This window comes from Selenomonas sp. AB3002 (genome assembly GCF_000702545.1).
Lineage (GTDB): Bacteria > Bacillota > Negativicutes > Selenomonadales > Selenomonadaceae > Selenomonas_B > Selenomonas_B ruminantium_A.
In genome coordinates this window covers 357,734-379,235 of the sequence record NZ_JNIO01000008.1, presented here as the reverse complement: position 1 = coordinate 379,235, position 21,502 = coordinate 357,734, and the positions used below count along the sequence as shown (strand labels likewise).

Here is a 21,502-nt window from a genome sequence, read left to right as displayed (position 1 = left end):
TTATCTGCGGACAACGACTTTCTCAGTCTTGCTTACCTTTTCGGACTTGCTGTCAGCAGTCTGCCTGGCAGCCTCTTTTTTGGCTGCTTCCCTGGCCTCGGCCTTTTCCAGCTCCCTGGCGGCTTCCTGCTGGGCATTCAGCTCAACCTGACGGGTCTGCTCCTCTACACTGGCCTCAGGGTCCACAGGATTGCCGTCCTTCACCAGAGGCACGATGGCCTTGGAGGTGGATTTCAGGGCGTAGATGCCCTGCTTGTTGATGCCGCCATCTACCTTGAAGAGAGCTGCCACATCATCGGCATTGCAATAGAGCTTCTCCTTCTTCTCAATGCCCACTGCCTCACCCAAAGAACTCACCAGGATTTCCTCGGAGGGCTTCCAGCCTAAAGAGATTTTCAGCGCCTGGGCAATGTCTGCTGCCGGCAGATAGGTCACATCATCCTTCACAATGGCCTTGCCCTTCACCTTTTCTCCATTCACCGTCAGCGGATAAGCCTTGGCAATGAAAGTAGGCTGCCCATCGGAGGCCTTGATCTTTTTTTCAATAGAAGCATCAGACTCGAAGTTTTCCACCCCGTAGCCTGCCAGCCAGTTATTTACCTCTTCCACCGTCAGGGACTGGCGGTCATAGCCATCGGGATAGATATAGTACACAATCGTACCAGTATCATCCTTCTCCACCACAATCCTGTTGTAGGTAATCTCCACAGGAGTGCCAATCTCCACCAGATCAAAGAGGGCTTCCACATCCTTCTCATTCATACGGATGCAGCCATTGGAAACGTAATGACCGATAGACTCCGGCTTGTTGGTGCCATGGATGCCATAATTGCCATAGAACTCCATCCAGCGATAGCCCAAAGGATTGGCTGCCCCGGAGGGAATGGAGAACTCAGGGTCAGAGGGGTCAATCCAGGTGGGATTGATATCCTTGGACCTGATGCTGTAGTAACCCACAGGAGTAGGTGTGGATTCCTTGCCCGGGCCAATGGGATACAACCTGATTTTCTTGTCCTTCTCAAAAAGAGCCAGGCTGCGGGCAGCCAGATTGATGACAATCTTGCGCTCGTCACCAGACTGCTCAGCAGCAGCCGCCTCACCAGCACTGCCGGCACACTCAGCCACAGAAGCAGCCCCCCCTGCCATCAGCAGGGCTCCCAAAACACCGGCACAGAGCCGCTTCCAACGCTTCCGCTCAAACATTCCCATATACTCCTTATCTCTTTTCCCTATCAAATTTACGCCCAAATGACGCACATAAACAAAATCATTACCTATGATAACCCATTTTCATGTCATTTTCAATGAAACCAGAAAAATTGGCAGGTCTCAAATCTTTCCCTTGCCAGAAAGCCCTTCCATAGCCAGATGTGCCGTGCTGTTGAGGAGTTCCACCGTAGGCCGGCCTTCATCGAAGCGCACGATATTCACCGCCGTATTGTACTGGCTGAGGGTCCAGACCTGGCTTAGGGGCATCTGCATGATGCCCGTCAGGATGGTTCTCAGCACCGCCCCGTGGGCAAAGATGCCCACGGTATGGTCGTGAGGCTCATGTTCTGCCACGATTTCCTTCAGCCTGGCCATGGCGCGCTGCTGCACCTGAGGAAAGGATTCCCCCTGGGGAATCTCCATGATATCCGGGTGAGTAAGGAAGTTGGCCATAGCCTCTGGCCAGCCTGCCACTATCTCCGCGTAGGTAAGGCCTTCCCATTTTCCAAAGCTGAGTTCCCGGAAGGCAGGCTCCGGCCTGACTTCCAGGCCAAATTTCTGCGCCACGGTCTCCGCCGTCACCATGGCCCGGGAAAGGTCGCTGGCATAAACGGCATCCAGCTTCTCCACCGGAAAATGCTCTGCCAGGCACCGGGCCTGCTCAAGCCCTTCCTCTGAAAGGGCCACATCGGACTGCCCCTGATACTTGCCGGACTTATTCCACGCCGTCTGTCCGTGACGGATAAGCACTAATCTTGTCACTTCAACTGCACACCTTTGCTATTGCTGCCAATAATCTCTCGTTTTCTCTGCGTCTTCTCACCGCCACCCGCACATGGTATTCATCAAGGCCTGGGTAGTTGCTGCAATCCCGCACCAGGATTCCCTGCTCTCTCATGGCCGCAGTGAATTCACGGCTTGTCAGCTGCTCCAGCCGCAGGAGCATGAAATTCACCGTGGGGTGATAGGGCCTTATGCCCCTTACTTTCGCCAGTTCCTCCCAGAGGAATTTCCTCTCCTCTGCCACCAGCTCAACAGTCTGCCTGGCATAGTCCCTCAAGCCCAGCGCGGCAGCTCCCGCCTTCTGGGCCAGCAGGTTCACATTCCAGACATCCTTGCCCAGTTCCAGCCTTTGGATAAGGTCCCTGTCTCCCAGGCCAAAGCCAAGGCGAAGTCCCGGGATGGCATAGAATTTGGTCAGCGACTGTACGATAAAGAGCCTGCCATATTCCTTCAGCAGCTCCTTGGCCCTGTACTTCTCGCTATCCCTGCGGAAATCAAGGAAGGATTCATCCACCAGCAGCCAGGGAGGATTGCTCAGCTTTCCCACCACCTGCAGGAAAACTTCTATTTCTTCTGTAGCTATCAGCTGACCTGTAGGATTATTGGGATTGCCAATTATAACAACTTCCACGCCTTTTTCAACAGCGCTCTCTGCCAGAGCCATCATGTCCAGCCTCAGTCCTGAGGCAAGGTCCAAAGGGAAATATTCTACCTTGGCCCCTGCCGCCAGAGAAGCCCTCTCATACTCGCTGAATGAAGGCACAGGCAGCAGGACAGAAGCCGGCCGCACAGTCTGCAAGAACAGGTAGAACAATTCTGCCGCCCCGTTGCCCGGCACCAGGCGTTCCAGCGGGACACCGTAATGCTCCCCCAGGGCAGCTTTCAGCTCCCTGGCCTCCGGGTCAGGGTAATTCACTATGCCGTCAATATTATCCGCAATGGCCCTCCGCACTTCAGGTGCCAGCCCCATGGGATTGATATTGGCGGAAAAGTCCAGCCAGGCGCCGGAAGGAGACGGGGCGTAAACATTGCCCCCATGTACGAATTTTTCTATGGCAATCCCCTCCTCTTGCAAGACAACAGAAAAACTTTAGGCAGCCTTTGCCAATTTCTTTTTCAGCATGCTCAGCCTGACCATCAGCAGCACTGCACCAAACAGCACCCCGGCAATGAGCCCCAGCCAGTAGCCGTAAGGCCCCATGCCCCCCTGATGAGCCAGCAGCCAGCCTCCGGGCAGCCCCACTACCCAGAAGGAAACCACTGCCATCAGGAAGGTGGCCCGCACATCCTTGCAGCCTCTGAGGGTACCCTGCAAAGGCGCATTGATGCAGTCGGCATACTGCATGGCGGTGGCATAGACGATGAACACCAGCAGCAGCTCATGCACATCGGCGTCACGGGTGTAGAGAGAAGCCACCATCTCCCGCTCAGTGTAGAGGACTGCCACTATCACACCCACCGCCAGCAGGGAAACCAGACGGCCCAGATTGCTGTACTGCCAGGCATCCTGAGGACGTTTGGCCCCCAGCTCAAAGCCCACCAGGATAGCCAGGGCCATGCTGATGCTCATGGGAATCACATAGACCACGCTGCTGTAGTTGAAGGCCGCCTGATGGGCCGCCATGACGCTGGTGCCATAGGCAGACATCAAAAGCCCCACCAGACCGAAGATACTGCTCTCGCAGAAGATGGTAGCTCCTATGGGAATCCCCAGGGAAAGCTGCATCTTCCACTCCCGGAAATCCGGGGCAGGGAAATGTCTGAACAAGTGATAATGGTCAAAAGAGCCTATCCTGCATACCGCAGTTACAGTAAGAAGCAATCCCACCGTCCAGGTGATGGCAGAACCAACGCCCGCTCCCACTCCGCCTAAAGCAGGCAGCCCCCAGACGCCGTACATAAGCAGGTAGTTCAGCCCAATATTCAAAGGCACGGTGACTAATGTGATGAGCATGGTCAGACGGGTCATGCCATGGGCATCGATGAAATTCCTCAGCACCGCCGTCAGGAACACGGGCACGATGCCAAAGGACACCGCCACCAGATACCCTTCCATGACCTGCGCCACCTTCGGCTCCAGCTCCATCAGTTCTATGATGGAAGGGACGAAAAGATACCCTGCCCCTATCAGAAGCAGGGACAGCAAAAGGGACCAGTAAAAAGCCTGCCTGACGATGTTGGGTATCTTCTTCACCTTGTCCGCCCCATAAAGCTGGGAGATGGTGGGAGTAAGCCCTGAAACAATCCCCAGGAGAGCCACGAACACAGGATAGAAAAGATTCACACCTGCCGCCACACCTGCCAAATCCTGCTCACTGACCTGCCCGGCCATCACCGTATTGAAAAAACCTGTGGAAACAATAGCCAGCTGGGTCACGCAAATAGGCAGAAGCACTATGCTCAGCTGCCGTAGTTTTTGCCATTTACTGTAAGTCCTCTTCATTTAATCTCCTAGTGTTATTCGTGAAAGCGCGCCTCCGTAATGGCCAGCTCCTGGTTCTGGACGCTGACTCTGGTAAAGGGAGCCACGGACTTGGTCAAAAACACGTTGCCGCCAATGACGGAATCGTGGCCAATCACCGTCTCGCCTCCCAGGATGGAAGCACCGCTGTAAATCGTCACATTGTCCTCGATAGTCGGGTGCCGCTTCTTGCCCCGCAGGGACTGTCCCCCACGGGTGGAAAGCCCCCCCAGGGTCACTCCCTGATAAATCTTCACATGGTCGCCAATCACCGTAGTCTCACCGATGACGATGCCCGTGCCATGGTCGATGAAGAAGTACTTGCCAATCTGCGCCCCAGGGTGAATGTCTATGCCCGTCTGGGCATGGGCATACTCAGACATGATGCGGGGCAGCACCGGCACCCCCAGAATGAAGAGCTCATGGGCAAAGCGGTAGACTGTGACCGCACGAAGCCCCGGGTAGGACACAATGATCTCATCCGTATTCTCCGCTGCAGGATCTCCCTCGTAAAAGGCCTCTATATCCAGCAGCAGATGCTCTCTCACGCGGGGGATAGCGTTGATAAAGGACTTGGTTATCTCCACGGCCTTATCCTGCCTCTCCGCCTCAGTCATATCCCCGTGACGGTACCGCAAGGCCAGCTGCACCTGCTGCTGCACATGATAAGCCACATCTTCCATCAATGTGGTAAGGAAGTGCCTGATATTATAGAACTTCAGGGAGCGGTCACGGAAGTAGCCAGGATAGACCAGCTGAAAGAGCTTGTCCACCATGTCCTCCACCTTTTCCCTATTGGGCAGCTGCAGGAACTTCATCTGCTCTGCAATGCCGCAGGCCCCCCCGGAGCACCCTAAAATCTCCTCAGTAATCCGCTCGAACTCCGTAAATCTCAAATCATCCATGCCGTCCCGCCACCTCTGCACTATAGAATGTCATAGTCAGTATACTACCTGCCATAATGACTGCTGTCAAGGTATGTCTTCTACATTAAAAAGCCTTACCTTATTTCTTTCTTCCAAGGACTGAAAATTGAAGACTGGGCAACTTAAAGAATGCCTGCATGCGGCGTCCCGTCACATGCAGGCATTCTTTTATTTAGCAGCACTTTCTCCGGCCTCTTTCCATCGTTTAGCCAGCCACAACAAATGCTCTTTGTACTCCGGACTTATGTCCCGGAATAAGGTAAGCATAGTCTGCTCGTCCTGAAGCAATTCGTTCTCAGCTTTAGGCCGTTCATCTCCCATCAGCCAGGATAGGCTGACATTCTCTGTACTGGCGATGCGGACCAGACCGTCCACATCAGGCTGCCCGGAACCTCGCAGCCATCCCAGGAAAGCATTTCTGGTTACACCGAGCCGTCTGGCATACTCCACCTGTGTCATTTTGTGGTTTTGGTCTTTGGCCCGTTTCCACAATTCGTTTATCAGTTCATGAAACTTATTCTTCCAAACCATAGCACATTTACCTACTCCGCAGTATCTTCCCGGGCCTGCTTCCACCGCTTCACCAGCCGGGCGGCCAAGTTCACCGAAGCATCGATGCCGAATTTCTCCTTCAGCATATCCGCCACGGCCTTATTGGTACGATAGTTACCGGTATCCAACTCCCCACAAACCTGCTCCTCTATGCCCTCGGTCTTTCTCTTCCTCCCGCTGCCACGCTTGATGGCGAAAAGCTCAGAGGTTGGCTCCTGTTCTTCCATGGTCTTTCGCAGGGCACGGACACTGCGAATGCACATCCCAGTCAAGGAAACTATCTCCTCATTGCCCATGCCCGCCACCAGTAGCAGCATAGCAGCCGCCCGCTTGGAGAGGGTAGGCGGCATCAGAGTGCCGAGGAACTGCATGGTGGCAGGTACCCAGGCATCGAATTCACCGGTGTAACTATAGGCGATTTTATGCCTTCCTGCTCTGCTTTTGTATTCCTGCATAGCTACCTCCACTCCTATAAATAAATTACAGCTAATCATCCTTTACAATTCTGAGGATTTCTTCTGCCTTGTCCATGCATAGCTTCCTGTTTCCACGGCTCTCCACATTCAGCCTCAGAAGCGGCTCTGTATTGGAAGCACGCAGGTTGAAGCGCCAGCTTCCCATGTCTACAGACAGGCCATCAAGATTCGAGATTTCTCCCTTGTTGATATAAGCCTCCTCTACCCTCTTCAGAGCAGAATGGCCTTCTTCCACTTTGAAGTTTCTCTCCCCGCCATCCCGCAAGACCGTACCTTCCCCACTGACAACAGTCCATACCTCATGCCTATGCGCGTGGCTGTGGTAATTCATGCCATGCCCCGCATTAAGAGTGACTTTGATAGTAAGGCTCTCATCCTCCACGTCGATAATCTGGAAGCTACCCCAGGATTTTTCTGCAAACATAATCTGCTGGGTGAGATTCTCCACATAAGGCTTGATGTGGCTGGAGGACTCCTTGTCGGACACCAGTATCCCCTCCGGGCTGGCGGCTACCACCAGGCTCTTTCCTCCCATCACCAGCACAGGCATGTCCATCTCATTCACCACATGGGTATCCCGGCAGCTGTCATCCAAGATGACATTGCCGATAGACGGCTCCTGCATGATTTCCGTCAGGGTATTCCAGGTGCCCAGGTCTTTCTATTCCCCAGCTGATTCTTCAGGGTGGAAACCTGGGACTTGGAGGTTGCGACAGTGATATCTGCTCCTTTATCCACCTTGCGGATCTGGCGAAACACTCTCTGTACCATGGAGAGATACGAACCATCCACCTGCGGGAACAGTGGGATGAACTGCTTCGAGCGTATGTCATTGGACAACGGCCACAGGCGCTTGCCGGAGCCGCCGGATAGTAGAACTATGTGCAAAACATTCTTCCTCCAAAATAAGACGTAAATTGACGAAATAATTATAAAATGATATAATGTAACCAAAATCAAGTTACAAAAAAATGATCATGTCCCCTTCTTCTACTCGCGACTTGCATGACACTCTGAAAAGCAAAGGAGATATCTAATATGAACAGCACACTGGAATACAAAGGTTACTGCACCCGCATAGAGTTTGATGCAGACGCGATGCTCTTGCATGGCAAGATTGAAGGCATCAACGACCTTGTCACTTTTGAAAGCGAGGATTCATCCCGCATAGAGGCTGAATTCCATGCTGCCGTTGATGACTATCTGGATTTTTGCAAAGAAGTCGGCAAAGAGCCGGAGAAAGAGTACCGTGGATTATTCAATGTCCGCATCCGTCCCGATTTGCACAAACGTATTGCTGCAGAGGCAGTGAAGAAGAACATCTCTATGAATGCGCTTGTCGAACAGGCTATATCCTCCTATGTGGATATTATTGATAACCAAAGCGCTTCACCTGTCGCTCCTTAACTCCAGCCGCCCACAGGGGCGGCTTTTACTTTTTACTGTATCCTGTCTGCTCCTACCATCATCTTCACAAGCTGCGGGAAGCTGACCTTGCGCTGCCAGCCCAGTTCCTTTTCTGCCTTGGTGCAGTCGCCCCAGAGCAGCTCAACTTCGGCAGGACGGAAGAACTGCGGGTCTACATCTACCAAGAGCTTGCCTGTCTTCTTGCAGTAGCCTTTTTCCTCCACACCGGCACCACGCCATTCGATTTCCACGCCAGCTTCCTTGAAAGCCAGTTCCACGAATTCGCGGACGGTATGAGTCTCATTGGTAGCGAGGACAAAATCATCCGGTTTCTCCTGCTGCAGCATGAGCCACATGCCTTCCACATAATCCCCGGCAAAGCCCCAGTCACGCTTGGCATCCATATTGCCCAGACTCAGCTTCTCCTGCTTGCCAGTCATAATCCTTCCCACTGCCAAGGTAATCTTGCGGGTGACGAAAGTCTCGCCCTGGCGAGGTGATTCATGGTTGAAAAGAATGCCGTTGCAGGCAAACATGCCATAGGCCTCACGGTAATTCTTGGTGATCCAATAGCTGTAGAGCTTCGCCGCCCCATAGGGAGACTTGGGATAGAAAGGCGTAGCCTCACTCTGTGGAGCCGTCCCCGGAATGCCGCCGAAAAGCTCCGAAGTGGAAGCCTGATAGAACCTGATGGGCAGTCCCGACTGCCTAATAGCCTCCAGCATCTTCACCGTCCCCACCCCGGTAGCCTCAGCCGTATACTCTGGCACCTCAAAGGACACTCCCACATGGGACTGAGCCGCCAAGTTGTAAACCTCATCAGGCTTTATCTCCGTGAGCAGACGATGAAAGTTAGAGGAATCCGTCAGGTCGCCATAGTGGAGGAAAAGACGCTCCCTGTTGGCAGGGTCTGACAGGAGATGATCAATGCGATCTGTGCAAGGTGTGCTATGACGGCGGATAATGCCGTGAACTTCGTAGCCTTTAGCGAGCAGAAGCTCGGTGAGATAGGAACCATCCTGGCCGGTGATGCTGGTGATTAGTGCAATTTTCAATAGAAACACTCCTTCATATTAGTGAGAAAATTTACAAGAGATATATACAATCATCATGCAAGATGTTATAATTAACCTAAAACAGAACATATATTCCGTTGAAGTAACAGGGAAAACATTTTGTGGCAACTTAATTTGTGCTATACTGAGAGAAAGGAGCGGCACCATGGGTAAAATTGATACCGAGGCAAAGGCCTACCTATCCAACAAAGAACGATTCTGCGACATTTTCAACTTCTGGATATATGACGGCAAAAACGTCATCAAGCCTGAATACTTGAATGAACTGGATACCACAGCCCTCGCCATCCCCTATGGCAACAAGGCCAGAAAACATGTGCAAAAATACCGCGATATCCTAAGGCTCTACGCTGCCCAACATGATGACCAGGCTATCTACCTGATCCTTGGTCTGGAAATTGAGTCAAAAGTCAATTACGCTATGGCCGTCCGGGCAATGCTATATGATGCCCTGAGCTACACTGAGCAGGTGGAACTCATCACCGAGCAGCGCCGCAAAGACAAGCCAAAGCAAACCTACCATGAATTTCTCTCCGGCCTTGGCAAAGGTGACCGCCTGAAGCCCGTAATTACCATTGTGCTGAACCTAAGCGGCAAATACTGGGATGGCTGCCAGAGCATCCATGACCTGCTGGCGGTGAAGGACAAGCAAATCCTGCGGTTCGTACCCGACTACAAGTTGAACCTCTTGTCCCCTGATTTGCTGGATGAGCAAGACTTCGACAAATTTCGCACCAGCCTGGGGGCTGCCATGCAATTCCTCAAACATCAGCATGATGACAACATGGACTGGATACAGAATAACAAGCGTATGCAAGCCATCGACAGAAATACTGCCGATTTTATCCAAACCACTACGGGAACCGACTTACATTTGAAAAATGACGATGAGGTGATCAATATGTGCAGAGCATGGGAAAATTCTATAAAAGAGGCAGAGTCAAGAGGTGAAGCAAGAGGTGAAGCAAGAGGTGAAGCAAGAGGCGAGGCAAGAGGTGAAGACAGGCTCTCCCGCCTAATTGCCCACCTTTTGGCACTTGGAAAAACAGACGAGATACTTTCGGCCACCAAGAATGCGGTACTTAGAAATCAGCTTTACGAAAAATACAGCATCACCTGACCACTAACACGGCTCCCGCTACGGCGGGAGCTTTTATTTTCCTCCTAAGCCTCCCTACAATTTACCCAATAATAATCGGCTACCACGTTGCTTATGTCCATAAAGAAAAGCTTAGGAAAGCTCCGTTTTCCCTACACTTTTGAGGAAATGGCCAGTATATGCAAAGAAGAATCAATACAATTTTTAGGAATAGATTACCCAGACCTGGACATAGTAGAAAAGCTACCATTCATACATCGAGACCCATTTGACAGACTACTCGTGGCTCAGGCACAACCCAGGAATCTAACAATCATTACCAGAGACACCATCATACCCAAATACGATATAACTGTTCTACGGTAACCCCCGCCCCAACGGAAGGCTCTTGTATTCCATGGTCTGATTTTCTCATACAGCCCCTTTTCTCTTTCAGTTATCAGATAGCCAAAAACGGACTTGCATGGGAAATAATCATCACATGCAAGTCCGTTTTTATGACAGTTTTCTATCATGTATTTGAAATTTTTTTGCCAGCTCCATCAAGATCTCCTTATGCTCCGGGCTGATGCTTCGATAAATATGAAGTATCTCCTGCTCATCCCAGGGAGATTCGTCCTTGCCACCGGAGCACTCAGCTCCCAGCAGCCAGGACAAGCTGACGTTTTCTGTGCTGGCGATACGGACCAGGCCGTCTGTATCAGGCTGCCCTGAGCCTCGCAGCCAGCCCAGCAGAGCATTTCTGGTCACACCGAAGCAACCGGCATACTCAGCCTGTGTCAATTTGCGATTTCGGACTTTGGCCCGCTTCCACAATTCGTTTATCCGCTCATGGAACTTATTCTTCCAAACCACAGAAGCTGCCCCCCTATCACTTCGAGATTTCTTCACGAGCCGCCTTCCACCGCTTCATCACCCGGGCAGCCAGATTAACCGAGGCATCTATGCCAAACTTCTCTTTCAGCATATCCGCCACATCCTTATGTGTTTGATAGTTGCCTGTGTCCAACTCAGCCCACACCTGCTCCTCTATGCCCTCGGTCTTTCTCTTTCGCCCGCTGCCGGGCTTGATGGCAAAGAGCTCGGAGGTCGGCTCCTGCTCCTCCATGGTTTTCCTGAGTGCACGGACGCTGCGGATACACATGCCCGTGAGCTCCACAATCTCCTCATTGCCCATGCCAGCCACCAGGAGCAGCATGGCAGCCGCCCGCTTGGAGAGAGTGGGTGGCATCAGCGTGCCGAGGAATTCCATGGTGGCAGGCACCCAGGCATCGAATTCACCCGTGTGGCTATAGACGATTTTATGCCGTCCAACTTTATTTTTATACTTTTCCATATACTCCTCCTTACCATGGATAAAGACTTTTTGTATTGCCATTGTCACACACAAGCTATATAACGTATAAAAAGGAGTGATATATATGGCACAATCTACCCTCAGCGTCAGAATTGACCATGATGACAAGAAATACTTTGAAGAATTCTGCAGCAATGCAGGTCTAAACGTGTCTGTTGCCATCAACATAAGACAGGGCTGATGGATAGGATAAGCTTTCACGGCTCATTGCTCGTCTGCTGGAGATGGGAAGAAATGATGAAATATTGTCTGCTACGAAGAATGCTACATTAAGAAATCAGCTATATGAAAAATATAGCATCGTGTGAGTCATCCCCCCGCCTAGCGAGGGGATTTATGATTCATTCAATAACCTGCCGATTGCCGTACATATTATCGTAGTAATTCTGATACTCACCAGAGACAATACGCTGCCACCAGTCCTCATGCTCCTGATACCATTTGACCGTAGCCTTGATGCCAGCCTCTGGGCTAGTAGTAGGTTCCCAGCCCAGCTCCTCGCGGATCTTGGTGGGGTCGATGGCATAGCGGCGGTCGTGGCCCTTGCGGTCGGTGACGTGCTCGATCAGCTCCTCGCCTTTCCCAAGTTCCTTGAGGATAGCCTTCACCACCTGGATATTTTGGCGTTCATTGTGGCCACCGATGTTGTAGACCTCGCCTACCTTGCCCTTGCGCAGGATGATCTCGATGGCCGCGCAGTGATCCTTCACGAAAAGCCAGTCGCGCACATTGAGGCCGTCGCCATAGACGGGCAGCTTCTTATCGTGCATGGCGTTTATGATCATGAGGGGAATGAGCTTCTCGGGGAAGTGGAAAGGCCCATAGTTGTTGGAGCAGCGGGAAATAGTCACGGGCAGTCCGTAGGTGCGGTGGTAGGCCATGACCAGCAAATCTGCAGAGGCCTTGGAAGCAGAATACGGGCTAGAGGTATGCAGCGGCGTCTCCTCCGTGAAGAAGAGGTCGGGACGGTCAAGGGGCAGGTCGCCGTAAACCTCATCAGTGGATACCTGATGGTAGCGCTTGATGCCGTATTTGCGGCAAGCATCCATCAGCACGCTGGTGCCGATGACATTGGTCTGCAGGAAGATCTCAGGGTTCTCGATGGAGCGATCCACATGGGACTCGGCAGCGAAGTTCACAATGACGTCAGGCTTTTCTTCCTCGAACAGCTTGTAAACTGCCTCGCAGTCAGCAATATCGCCCTTGATAAACTTGAACTGCTTGTTCTTCTGAGCCTCTGCCAGCGTAGCCAGATTGCCCGCATAGGTCAGCTTGTCATAGCAGATGATCTTGTCCTCGGGACGGTTCTCCAGCATATAGTAGACGAAATTGGCACCAATGAAGCCGGCGCCGCCGGTTACAACAATATTCATTACTTCATCTCCTCATAGACAAAGTTGATTTCCTTCTTCTCCATGCGCTCAGCCAGGGTCGGCGCCTTCTCGTCCTTGTCGGAGAGAATCACCGGCTGGATGGGCCACTCCACGCCAATCTCAGGATCATCCCAGCGCACATTGCCATCGCACTCGGGAGCGTAGTAATTGTCAGCCTTGTACTGCACTTCCACCTCATCCGTGAGGGTGATGAAGCCGTGGGCAAAGCCACGGGGGATAAAGAGCTGCTTCTTGTTCTCGGCGGAGAGTTCCACCCCTACCCACTGGGCGTACTGGGGGGAACCCTGGCGGATATCTACCGCCACATCGAAGATCTTGCCCCTGGTGCAGCGCACCATCTTGGCCTGGCACATGGGATTCTGCTGATAGTGCAGGCCACGCAGGATGCCCTTCTGAGAGGAGTAAGACTGGTTGTCCTGCACGAACTCCACTTTCAGGCCAGCTTCCTCCAGCTTGCGCTTGGACCAGCTCTCCATGAACCAGCCCCGCGCATCGCCAAAGACCTGCGGCTCCACGACATAAACGCCTTTCAGCTTAGTTTCCGTTACTTTCATTCTCTCTGCGACCTTTCCTTATTTTTCTCTAGCCAGCTGCTGCAAATACTTGCCATAGGCATTCTTCTTCATAGGCTCCGCCAGCTTCAGCAGCTGCTCAGGCCCGATATAGCCCATGCGATAAGCGATTTCCTCGATGCAGGCTACCTTGAGCCCCTGGCGGGCCTGGATAGTCTGGACGAACTGGGCTGCCTGCAGCAGGGATTCATGAGTTCCCGTATCCAGCCAGGCATAGCCGCGGCGCATCTTCTCCACCCTGAGCTTGCCCGCTGCCAGATAAGCCTTGTTCACATCGGTGATTTCCAGTTCCCCACGGGGCGAGGGCTTCACTTCCTTGGCAATATCCACGATATCCTTATCATAGAAATAAAGACCAGTCACCGCATAATTTGACTTTGGCTCCTTCGGCTTCTCCTCCAGGCTGGTGGCGCGGCCTTCCTTGTCAAAAGCCACTACGCCGTAGCGCTCAGGGTCAGACACATAATAGGCAAAGACCGTAGCGCCATCATCACAGACAGCAGCCTTCTGCATGGATTTAGCAAGATCCGAACCATAAAAGATGTTGTCCCCCAGCACCAAAGCGCAGGCATCCCCATTGATAAACTCCTCACCAATCAAGAACGCCTGGGCTAAACCCTCAGGTCGTGGCTGCACAGCATAACTGATGCTAATCCCCAACTGGCTGCCATTCCCCAGAAGCTGTCTGAAAGCTTCCTGGTCATGGGGCGTGGTGATAACCAAAATATCATTGATGCCCGCTAATAGCAACGTGCTCAAAGGATAATATATCATAGGCTTGTCGTACACCGGCATAAGCTGCTTGGAAACCACCTCCGTCAAAGGATACAATCTGGTGCCAGAACCACCTGCTAAGATAATGCCTTTCTTAATCAAAAATATACCTCCCATTTTCACAACAACAACCAGCAACACTTAAACAAGACACGCCTCAAACCGCCAACCGAGCTCTCAAATACTCATTTTCTTTGTGGAAGGAAAAACATCATGCTCATAAAGCTGTATCCCGACTTGACCGCTGAACATTCCATCGTAGCTGTAGTCAGAGAGCACCTCCATGTCCAGTCGTCCCTGCCAAACATCCCAAAAGGCCTTCAGCAAAGGACTATTCAACGAAGATACAACTAGCTTCTCTTGAGGCAGTTTCTGGGGCCAATTCTCCAAAGACTTATAATCAGCTCACGCATCGACACAATAGCCTCACAAAGCTACTGCCTTCTAAATTCTATTTTCCATCTGGCATTTTCATAGCCTTCCTTACTCATAATACGAACAAGATTTTGAGCTTTATTAATCACATCATCAACATTCCAATAAAAAATAACAACTTTATCACTTTTATCAATCATGTATTTGATAATATCTCCATCATTTATATCAAGCGAATGGCCAAAAATATACAAAACGTTTTTCTCGCTCTTACCTTCTCTATAATAATTCCTATAATTACGTCCAGTCCCCTTTACATCCCTCTGTAAATACTTTTTAAAATATCCGCACTGTGTAACAATACTCCTCCAATCTCCCTTCAAGGTTTCTTCACAACCTAACACCAAGTTACTTATATCTCCTTTATCCGCTTCTCCTGCCTTGCCATGTGCGTAATCAATGCAATCTCTCTCAATATTTTTATATAGTTTAGAATAAGTTTCTGTATAATTAAAACTTACCAGTTTATCAACATCAATATTTTCAACACAGCTTATTTTTTCGCTTTCCGACAATTTAATTTTATCAACTATCGTTATATACTTATCTAAGCACTTGATAAACAGGTCTAAGTCTTTGCGAATATACTCTATATATTCATTCTCATTTTCAAAACCACTAATTGTTCCATTAGCCAGTAATGTTAAAATTGAAGCTTTATCATTATTTCTATATTTCGCCACCTTTTCACCTTGAATTATTCCTTCTAAGCATCTCACAACAACGGCAATTTTTGCCTCAAAATCAACCCAGTTTTTCTTTGCAAATTTGTTGTGTTTTATCTCGTAATCAAAATATTTATACCAACAATTATCTTGGTTCATAAGCTCTATAATACTAGGTGGTAAAAGCTCCTCACTTTTTTCTACATTTAAATGATTTAAAATCAATGTTTTAAGTTTTGGGTTTAAAGTTTGCCATATCCTATTTTCATCATCACCATGACTTATATATTTAAGAATATCTCGATTTATATTAACAGCATTACAAAAATCCAAATAGTTCATGAAATCTACATAAGATGTAGGTAATTTATGTGCCAAATCAAATCCATTGCCTATAACCAAAACATTCATAGGTATAAAGCTACCCTCCTTCTCTACTGAAAATGTAAATTAGAAAACTCAAAGCCGTATATTCGCCTGCCTTGAGCCACGGCACATTATTCAATGTGCCCCCACAATTTGCAGCAAAGGCTGTTGCGAATGAGTATCCCCATCTCAGTTTGATGTTTCACATGTACAATAGTACTTGATAAAGAAGGTGAACATCATGCTGGAGTTGCCTGAAATCGACTCCCACGCTACTTACGAACAGCTACTCTCCCAACGCATTTACAACAATCGTAATCTAAATGTAAAAATTTTATTCCACTAACATAAGATCTTTTACAGATTTCATGCAAGGTTGCCAATTTATATCTAATATTAACGTCTCTCCATCTTGTACTTCTTTTTTTAATATTATTGGACTATCATAACATACGTCCATCGCTCTAGGTAAGATGCTATTATCATTTGCACGCACAGATGTATAAGTAATCCAGTAAGGAAGACTTTTTCCATCTTTATTAAGACGTAATAGCCCTCTAAGTTCTATGTTCAAAATCCCTGCACCGATGCAACCAACTGATAGTTTCATCACGCCTATAATACTTTGTACCACCACAGTTTTACTATCTATATTTACAGGCGTTTGTTTTTCCAGATTCAAAGTGACATCTGTCAACATATTTTTTACTTCCACTCCACAGTTTCTACCACAACTTTTTATATCTACTCTAGCTGTGCATAAATCACGAAAAACTTTATGTTCAATCCTTTCTTTTTTTCTCCTGCAAAAAAGTCCATTATTAACCATCTCTTTTTGGGGACCTAATTTTAGGATTTCCCTAAAACCAAAACGCCCGATATTAATGTTCATAACTGAAGGTTCTAAAAAAAACTGCTCCCATTCTCGATTGTGTGGTTGAATGCGAAACCATCCATTACTAATAGCAGATACAAAACCATTATTCTGATGTATTGAAATTGTTCCATTTTTATTTTCTTCTACTCGAAAAAGCTGTGGTAATATAGATAGCTTTGCACTCCCGCCTTTATCGAATTCACTTATATACATCATACAATCTTCCAATTCAACAAAAAAAATATACATACCGTGAGCTACCAGGGAAGCATATACTGGCAATCCATGATCAAATTTCTCGTCATCGTTTATCCCATTATGATAAAGTTTACCTTTGGCATTAATATAAACCCTTGTGTCATGATATGTTTTTAGTAAATTTACATTTTTCTTTGTAGCTATTTTTGCAATATCTCCCCCTAATTTCCACAATATATATTGCATTGCATTTCTTTTATCTATATCCTTTTTGATAAAACTAAAGAAATCAGGCAGACAGTTCTGCAACAATCTAAATTCCCACTCATTTACTTCCCCAACATCCCTGCATTCCAAAATTCCAACAAAAAACTCTATTATTTCTTCTTCATCATACTCTAGTAACTTTAAATAATACTTTTTACACAAATACCAATAAGACAAAATCACTTCCGCATTTACATTTTCAGAAAAAACAGATTCCCCTTCTAAATAATCTCGTATTTTATTCAAAGCCAAGGAAACTACCTGTTTAGAATTGCCATGTTTCCTTTTGTCGACTTTCCGCAATTTATAATAGTTTAAAATGCCATCGTCATAAACATCATTTTTATCATGATTTTCAAAGTCTTTCATAGAACGTACTCTGCCAGTATCAGCCGTACCTCTAGATCTCTTTTGTAACCACTCCTCCCTTGATTTAACAAAATAATGATTTATACATATACGATCAACCGTATTTTTTCCATTAAATGCAGACAACACCACTTTATTGCCATGCTCATCAATTGCATACATTCCCGTAAGATAATCAGCATAATGTACATGCACTACATTTTCAACACGTCTTGGATTTACAATACTTTTAATATGTGTATTAGGACCAAAATCATCTTTTGCGCGAAACCTAAATCTTTCTATAACACCTAAATCTAAATTCTTTTTTTCCTGACCAGAAGAACCAAATACACGCCAATTTATTACCACTCCTCCCGCAAGAGGATCCAGTGACATTATTGAGCCAATTACTTCAGGTATTGTTCTTCTATCTTTAGGAAATATAAACTCATCAGCATCTATAAACGCCATATAACGACAGTCAAAGCGATGTTTTTTGAGAGCATCATTATAAACCTTTAGCTGCATACAAGTGCCAGGCCAATACATGTAATCCACAATCTGTGCATCAATATAAGGTTGTAAAACATTCTTAAGATTATCCTCGCTCTCGTTATCATATAAATAAAATTTGGTAACCCCAGCTGACATATGATAGTCAAGCCACTCCTTTATATAATTCCCTTCATTTTTTAGAATAGCAACCACTGCCATCTCATGTTCAAAGACAGCTTCCATAATTATTAAAACCTCCTCAGAGCACATTCCCCTTTACTCTATTACGATGAAATGTTCCCACTCTCTATTATTTATGTAAATTAGAAAACTCAAAGCCATTTATTTGCCAGCCTCGAGCCATGGCACAATATTCAATGTGCCCCCACAATTTGTAGCAAAAGCTTTTGCAAATGAGTATCACCCATCTCAGTTTGATGTTTCACATGTACAATAGTACTTGGAAAACTCAGCCTCACCATCACTAAATGGTGCCCCTAGATCAAGAAATGGTGAAGTTGTCACCATAAATGGATGATTATCAAGCACTGAAACTCCATTGGCAATAGAGCAAAAGCTACCAATGGATTTACAGTTAAATCCAAAGGGCTTCAAGAAAGCTTCATATCCATAAGAACATCTACCGATAGATGTATTGCCTATCTTCCCTTTTTCCCACTTGAATTCTGTATTTGCCAAGAGCATTCACCTACCAAAAAACACCAGTGCTCGTATTTTACCTGCAACTCATAATCTGTCCTAAATCCATAAAATCAACATTTTCAACATAACCTAATGATTCAATGTATTTTTTGTGTTCATTATAATTACCTAACTCAAACTTCGCAGTTGTGAAACTGCCAAATTATTCGACTTGTACCATTTCCTAAAAAAATAGCATAAGCTCTCTCCGTTTTGTATAATGAAAGTGACAGCAATCATAACATAAACGGAGGGCTTATGCCATGAACATTGTATCACAGAATCATATCTTTGGTGAACAACTTTCTTCAAAAATATCTTGTTTCCTGGAAGAATTCCATGTTGGCAAGATACTCAAGGCCTGCAATGCCTATAAGGTTCGCGGTTTCTCTGTAAGCAATGTGTTTAAGGTTGCGTTCGAGAATGCCTTTCGCAACAAGTCCTTTTATCAGCAGGAAAAGATGGATTCATCTGTTATTCCCTTTGCTAAAGATACCTTTTACCGTTTCATGAATTCCAGTTGTGTCAACTGGCGCAAATTCACTCTGCAGCTTGGTAAATCCATCATTCAAAAAATTGTACCTCTTACCAATGAAAACCGGCGCAACGTGCTTATCATCGATGACTCCTTGTTAAGCAGGGCACGTTCCAAGAATGTGGAGCTGCTTGCCAAGGTGTTTGACCACGTCGAGCACAAGTATACGCGGGGGTTCCGCATGCTGACTCTCGGCTGGAGTGATGGGAATTCGTTTCTGCCACTCAGCCACTGTCTGCTTTCATCTGCCAATCGTGTCAATCGGCTGCAGGAGTCTTCGGATAAGATCGACTCGCGTAGCAACGGCGGGAAACAGCGCAAGCTGGCACAGACTAAGGCTACCGTTGTTATGCAGAAGCTCTTGGCTGAGGCAAAATCTATGGAGATTCCAGCCCGCTACGTTCTTTTTGACACCTGGTTCTGTTCACCGTCTTCCCTTGTTCAAGTCAAGGAACTCGGCTTCGATGCCATTGCTATGGTAAAAAAGTCTGAAAACAGTCATTTCCTTCATGACGAACGCATGAAGAGTGTAATGGCAATCTTTCGCCAGTCTAAAAAGCGTCCTGGTTGCTCAAAGTATCTGCTTTCAGTAGAGGCGGCGGTGGTAAAGGAAGGAAAAACTCTGCCAGTCAAACTCGTTTTCGTTAGGAACAGAAGCAACCCCAAGGACTATCTAATCTTGGTATCCACAGATACCTGTTTGTCTGAGGAAGACATCATCCAGACTTATGGAAAGCGCTGGAATATCGAGGTTTTCTTCAAGATATGCAAGTCATTCCTGAAACTTGGGAAAGAAAGCCACGCTCTGTCTTATGATGCAATGACATCACATGTATCCGTTGTATTTGCAAGGTATATGATGTTGTCACTAGAGCAGCGCCGGAATGTCGATAAACGGAGCATAGGTGAGCTATTCTATCTCGCTTATGACGAATTGCAGGATCTGCGTTATCTCGATGCCTTGGTGTTGCTCTTGAAAGAACTTATTGCTACGGTAAAGGGAAAGACGTTTTTTATGGAAAAGGAACTGGACATGATGCTCGATTTGTTCTTGGAAAATCTGCCGAATTTATGGAACAAGTGTTTGAAACGCTGTGCATGAGGCAGACTTTCTAGGAGTCATGGCTCTACACCGCACATAGGTGCTGGCCTGTTTCTCTTGTGCGAAGTTTGAGTTACCTAAAATCATGATAAACATTTTAGAAATTCCCTCCTCTAAATATGACGAGTGAATAACTGGTATACCATTCTCCACCCCTTTAACATTTTCTATATCATCACACGCAATAAAGTTTACGTGATTCAAAAACATCTTATCTACTGCTGGAAGTTTTGATTGCAAAGAATCATCATCAGTATAAATAATCAAGTTTTTACCCTCGATAATACTAAGAATAGATTGATATTGCCCAATGCATACAGAATTGCATACGATTTTTTTAGCTTTCTCAAGATTATATGACTTCAGTTTAAGTTTCTTAATAGCACGCTTAATAGTATCCTCTGATACCAGTCTTAATAACCCCACCAAAGCATCCTGCCTGGCTATCTTTCTTTTGGAATCCATACTAAGACGGATAATTCTTTCACACTGAGCATCCACCATATCATGTGCTTTATATAAATCCATCCATAGCTCAAACACATAAAGAAAACCTGCTATAAAATCATATTTATATCTTATGCTGTCCTTTTGAATAAAGCTGTGAACCATCACTTCTGGTATAAATGCTACTTTATATTTCTGTGGCAATATTACCCGGCAGAAAAACTCCCAATCCTGCAATCGTCTCAATTTTTCATTAAATCCTTGGTTTTCATCAATACACCTACGTCTCATGCATGCAATATTAGTATCTATCTGGTTGCCCCCCAGCATTGCACGCACCAGTTTTGCATTATCTAATAATCTTTCCGAATGGAATAATTCATTAGCTTCTGATGGGACAATCTGCGTTTTATGTTCTTCATGTATAGCTAATCTACAAAAACAAAAATCAGCCTTTAACCTGTTCAATGTTTCAATCTGTTTTGTTAAAAAGGAGCTTTCCCATTTATTATCTGTATCTAGGAAAGCTATGTATTCTCCTTTAGATAATCTCAATCCAACATTTCTGGCATGATTCCCCCCTTGATTAGGATGATATGCATGATATATAATTCGCTCATCTTTAAACTGCCTCACCACTAATTCCGTATTATCTTTTGAACCATCATCTACAATAATGAGTTCAAAATCACCATACTCTTGCGATAAAACAGATTTTATAGCATCACTTATAATCCTTGCTCTATTATAAGTTGGCATAATAATTGAAACTAACCCCGATACCAACTACATCTCTCCTTTTTCATTTCACATGAGAAAAATATTCTGACACAGAGAATTCAACATCTGTCTCTTTTCAAATAAATCTTTAATATCTTTGGACGTAAGTTTTCTATCTCCATGTAATCCATTCCAATGTTGTTTGCAGTCATTATGAACAGATAGTATCATATTAAAATATTTTCTAAAACTTAAT

General features: G+C 46.9%; 22 protein-coding genes. 3 read left to right on the top strand and 19 right to left on the bottom strand.

The window, feature by feature from the left end; all coding sequences use genetic code 11:
• The 9 genes from P159_RS0109350 to P159_RS21230 form a co-directional block, all read right to left on the bottom strand.
• Positions 1-1,203 carry a L,D-transpeptidase gene (locus P159_RS0109350; RefSeq protein WP_029543503.1) on the bottom strand — a complete coding sequence of 401 codons (1,203 nt, stop codon included), beginning with the start codon at positions 1,201-1,203 and terminating at the stop codon, positions 1-3.
• Positions 1,204-1,329: 126 nt separating this feature from the next.
• Positions 1,330-1,971 (bottom strand): histidine phosphatase family protein, encoded by a 642-nt coding sequence (locus tag P159_RS0109345; RefSeq protein ID WP_029543501.1) that lies wholly within the window; start codon positions 1,969-1,971, stop codon positions 1,330-1,332.
• Between the two features lies 1 nt (position 1,972).
• Positions 1,973-3,067 (bottom strand): threonine-phosphate decarboxylase CobD, encoded by a 1,095-nt coding sequence (gene cobD, locus P159_RS0109340; RefSeq protein ID WP_029543499.1) that lies wholly within the window; start codon positions 3,065-3,067, stop codon positions 1,973-1,975.
• A 15-nt stretch (positions 3,068-3,082) separates the two neighbouring features.
• Complete coding sequence (locus tag P159_RS0109335) at positions 3,083-4,435, bottom strand: MATE family efflux transporter (protein ID WP_029543497.1); 1,353 nt, start codon at positions 4,433-4,435, stop codon at positions 3,083-3,085.
• 14 nt (positions 4,436-4,449) lie between these two features.
• Positions 4,450-5,358, bottom strand: coding sequence for a serine O-acetyltransferase EpsC (gene epsC / locus P159_RS0109330; RefSeq protein ID WP_037377041.1), 909 nt, complete (start codon positions 5,356-5,358; stop codon positions 4,450-4,452).
• A gap of 189 nt (positions 5,359-5,547) precedes the next feature.
• Positions 5,548-5,910 carry a helix-turn-helix transcriptional regulator gene (locus P159_RS19440; protein ID WP_051650278.1) on the bottom strand — a complete coding sequence of 121 codons (363 nt, stop codon included), beginning with the start codon at positions 5,908-5,910 and terminating at the stop codon, positions 5,548-5,550.
• A gap of 11 nt (positions 5,911-5,921) precedes the next feature.
• Positions 5,922-6,386 (bottom strand): helix-turn-helix domain-containing protein, encoded by a 465-nt coding sequence (locus P159_RS0109320; protein ID WP_029543492.1) that lies wholly within the window; start codon positions 6,384-6,386, stop codon positions 5,922-5,924.
• Between the two features lie 31 nt (positions 6,387-6,417).
• Positions 6,418-7,032: a hypothetical protein gene (locus P159_RS0109315; protein ID WP_029543490.1), complete on the bottom strand. Its 615-nt coding sequence runs from the start codon at positions 7,030-7,032 to the stop codon at positions 6,418-6,420.
• 8 nt (positions 7,033-7,040) lie between these two features.
• On the bottom strand, positions 7,041-7,295 hold the full coding sequence (locus P159_RS21230) for a sugar phosphate nucleotidyltransferase (protein WP_029543488.1): 255 nt from the start codon (positions 7,293-7,295) through the stop codon (positions 7,041-7,043).
• Between the two features lie 150 nt (positions 7,296-7,445).
• Between P159_RS21230 and P159_RS0109305 the strand changes: the two genes are divergently transcribed.
• Positions 7,446-7,814: a type II toxin-antitoxin system HicB family antitoxin gene (locus P159_RS0109305; protein ID WP_029543487.1), complete on the top strand. Its 369-nt coding sequence runs from the start codon at positions 7,446-7,448 to the stop codon at positions 7,812-7,814.
• A 32-nt stretch (positions 7,815-7,846) separates the two neighbouring features.
• Here the strand turns inward: P159_RS0109305 and gmd are convergent, their stop codons facing one another.
• Positions 7,847-8,869 (bottom strand): GDP-mannose 4,6-dehydratase, encoded by a 1,023-nt coding sequence (gmd, locus tag P159_RS0109300; RefSeq protein WP_029543485.1) that lies wholly within the window; start codon positions 8,867-8,869, stop codon positions 7,847-7,849.
• A gap of 166 nt (positions 8,870-9,035) precedes the next feature.
• Between gmd and P159_RS0109295 the strand changes: the two genes are divergently transcribed.
• Positions 9,036-10,010: a hypothetical protein gene (locus tag P159_RS0109295; protein WP_051650277.1), complete on the top strand. Its 975-nt coding sequence runs from the start codon at positions 9,036-9,038 to the stop codon at positions 10,008-10,010.
• A 474-nt stretch (positions 10,011-10,484) separates the two neighbouring features.
• Here P159_RS0109295 and P159_RS19435 read toward each other — a convergent pair whose 3' ends face one another.
• The 8 genes from P159_RS19435 to P159_RS20630 form a co-directional block, all read right to left on the bottom strand.
• Positions 10,485-10,844, bottom strand: coding sequence for a helix-turn-helix transcriptional regulator (locus P159_RS19435; protein ID WP_051650276.1), 360 nt, complete (start codon positions 10,842-10,844; stop codon positions 10,485-10,487).
• Positions 10,845-10,860: 16 nt separating this feature from the next.
• Positions 10,861-11,325: a helix-turn-helix domain-containing protein gene (locus P159_RS0109285; RefSeq protein WP_029543480.1), complete on the bottom strand. Its 465-nt coding sequence runs from the start codon at positions 11,323-11,325 to the stop codon at positions 10,861-10,863.
• Between the two features lie 362 nt (positions 11,326-11,687).
• Positions 11,688-12,719 carry a dTDP-glucose 4,6-dehydratase gene (rfbB, locus tag P159_RS0109275; RefSeq protein ID WP_029543479.1) on the bottom strand — a complete coding sequence of 344 codons (1,032 nt, stop codon included), beginning with the start codon at positions 12,717-12,719 and terminating at the stop codon, positions 11,688-11,690.
• Entirely contained in the window at positions 12,719-13,294 is a 576-nt protein-coding gene (gene rfbC, locus P159_RS0109270; protein WP_029543477.1) for a dTDP-4-dehydrorhamnose 3,5-epimerase, read from the bottom strand. Before rfbC ends, rfbB begins: the two co-directional genes overlap by 1 nt.
• Positions 13,295-13,312: 18 nt before the next feature.
• Positions 13,313-14,188: a glucose-1-phosphate thymidylyltransferase RfbA gene (gene rfbA / locus P159_RS0109265; RefSeq protein WP_029543476.1), complete on the bottom strand. Its 876-nt coding sequence runs from the start codon at positions 14,186-14,188 to the stop codon at positions 13,313-13,315.
• Between the two features lie 332 nt (positions 14,189-14,520).
• Positions 14,521-15,597: an AbiH family protein gene (locus tag P159_RS0109255; protein WP_029543472.1), complete on the bottom strand. Its 1,077-nt coding sequence runs from the start codon at positions 15,595-15,597 to the stop codon at positions 14,521-14,523.
• 289 nt (positions 15,598-15,886) lie between these two features.
• The gene (locus tag P159_RS19430) at positions 15,887-17,983 is read right to left on the bottom strand and encodes a glycosyltransferase family 92 protein (protein WP_051650275.1); all 2,097 of its coding nucleotides are present in this window, start codon (positions 17,981-17,983) and stop codon (positions 15,887-15,889) included.
• Positions 17,984-18,169: 186 nt separating this feature from the next.
• Positions 18,170-18,439: a hypothetical protein gene (locus P159_RS20630; RefSeq protein ID WP_185753690.1), complete on the bottom strand. Its 270-nt coding sequence runs from the start codon at positions 18,437-18,439 to the stop codon at positions 18,170-18,172.
• Positions 18,440-18,705: 266 nt separating this feature from the next.
• Here P159_RS20630 and P159_RS0109245 point away from each other — a divergent pair, with 266 nt between their 5' ends.
• Positions 18,706-20,079 carry a transposase gene (locus P159_RS0109245; RefSeq protein WP_029540897.1) on the top strand — a complete coding sequence of 458 codons (1,374 nt, stop codon included), beginning with the start codon at positions 18,706-18,708 and terminating at the stop codon, positions 20,077-20,079.
• Here the strand turns inward: P159_RS0109245 and P159_RS19425 are convergent.
• Positions 20,047-21,312 (bottom strand): glycosyltransferase family A protein, encoded by a 1,266-nt coding sequence (locus P159_RS19425; protein ID WP_029543468.1) that lies wholly within the window; start codon positions 21,310-21,312, stop codon positions 20,047-20,049. The genes P159_RS0109245 and P159_RS19425 overlap by 33 nt on opposite strands.
• Positions 21,313-21,502: the final 190 nt, after the last annotated feature.

What these genes read in the sequence shown, in the direction of transcription:
- P159_RS0109350 (WP_029543503.1), bottom strand. Translation starts at nt 1,203, where the DNA reads ATGTTTGAGCGGAAGCGTTGGAAGCGGCTCTGTGCCGGTGTTTTGGGA.
- P159_RS0109335 (WP_029543497.1), bottom strand. Translation starts at nt 4,435, where the DNA reads ATGAAGAGGACTTACAGTAAATGGCAAAAACTACGGCAGCTGAGCATA.
- epsC (WP_037377041.1), bottom strand. Translation starts at nt 5,358, where the DNA reads ATGGATGATTTGAGATTTACGGAGTTCGAGCGGATTACTGAGGAGATT.
- P159_RS19440 (WP_051650278.1), bottom strand. Translation starts at nt 5,910, where the DNA reads ATGGTTTGGAAGAATAAGTTTCATGAACTGATAAACGAATTGTGGAAA.
- P159_RS0109320 (WP_029543492.1), bottom strand. Translation starts at nt 6,386, where the DNA reads ATGCAGGAATACAAAAGCAGAGCAGGAAGGCATAAAATCGCCTATAGT.
- P159_RS0109315 (WP_029543490.1), bottom strand. Translation starts at nt 7,032, where the DNA reads ATGCAGGAGCCGTCTATCGGCAATGTCATCTTGGATGACAGCTGCCGG.
- P159_RS0109305 (WP_029543487.1), top strand. Translation starts at nt 7,446, where the DNA reads ATGAACAGCACACTGGAATACAAAGGTTACTGCACCCGCATAGAGTTT.
- P159_RS0109295 (WP_051650277.1), top strand. Translation starts at nt 9,036, where the DNA reads ATGGGTAAAATTGATACCGAGGCAAAGGCCTACCTATCCAACAAAGAA.
- P159_RS0109285 (WP_029543480.1), bottom strand. Translation starts at nt 11,325, where the DNA reads ATGGAAAAGTATAAAAATAAAGTTGGACGGCATAAAATCGTCTATAGC.
- rfbB (WP_029543479.1), bottom strand. Translation starts at nt 12,719, where the DNA reads ATGAATATTGTTGTAACCGGCGGCGCCGGCTTCATTGGTGCCAATTTC.
- rfbC (WP_029543477.1), bottom strand. Translation starts at nt 13,294, where the DNA reads ATGAAAGTAACGGAAACTAAGCTGAAAGGCGTTTATGTCGTGGAGCCG.
- P159_RS0109255 (WP_029543472.1), bottom strand. Translation starts at nt 15,597, where the DNA reads ATGAATGTTTTGGTTATAGGCAATGGATTTGATTTGGCACATAAATTA.
- P159_RS19430 (WP_051650275.1), bottom strand. Translation starts at nt 17,983, where the DNA reads ATGGAAGCTGTCTTTGAACATGAGATGGCAGTGGTTGCTATTCTAAAA.
- P159_RS0109245 (WP_029540897.1), top strand. Translation starts at nt 18,706, where the DNA reads ATGAACATTGTATCACAGAATCATATCTTTGGTGAACAACTTTCTTCA.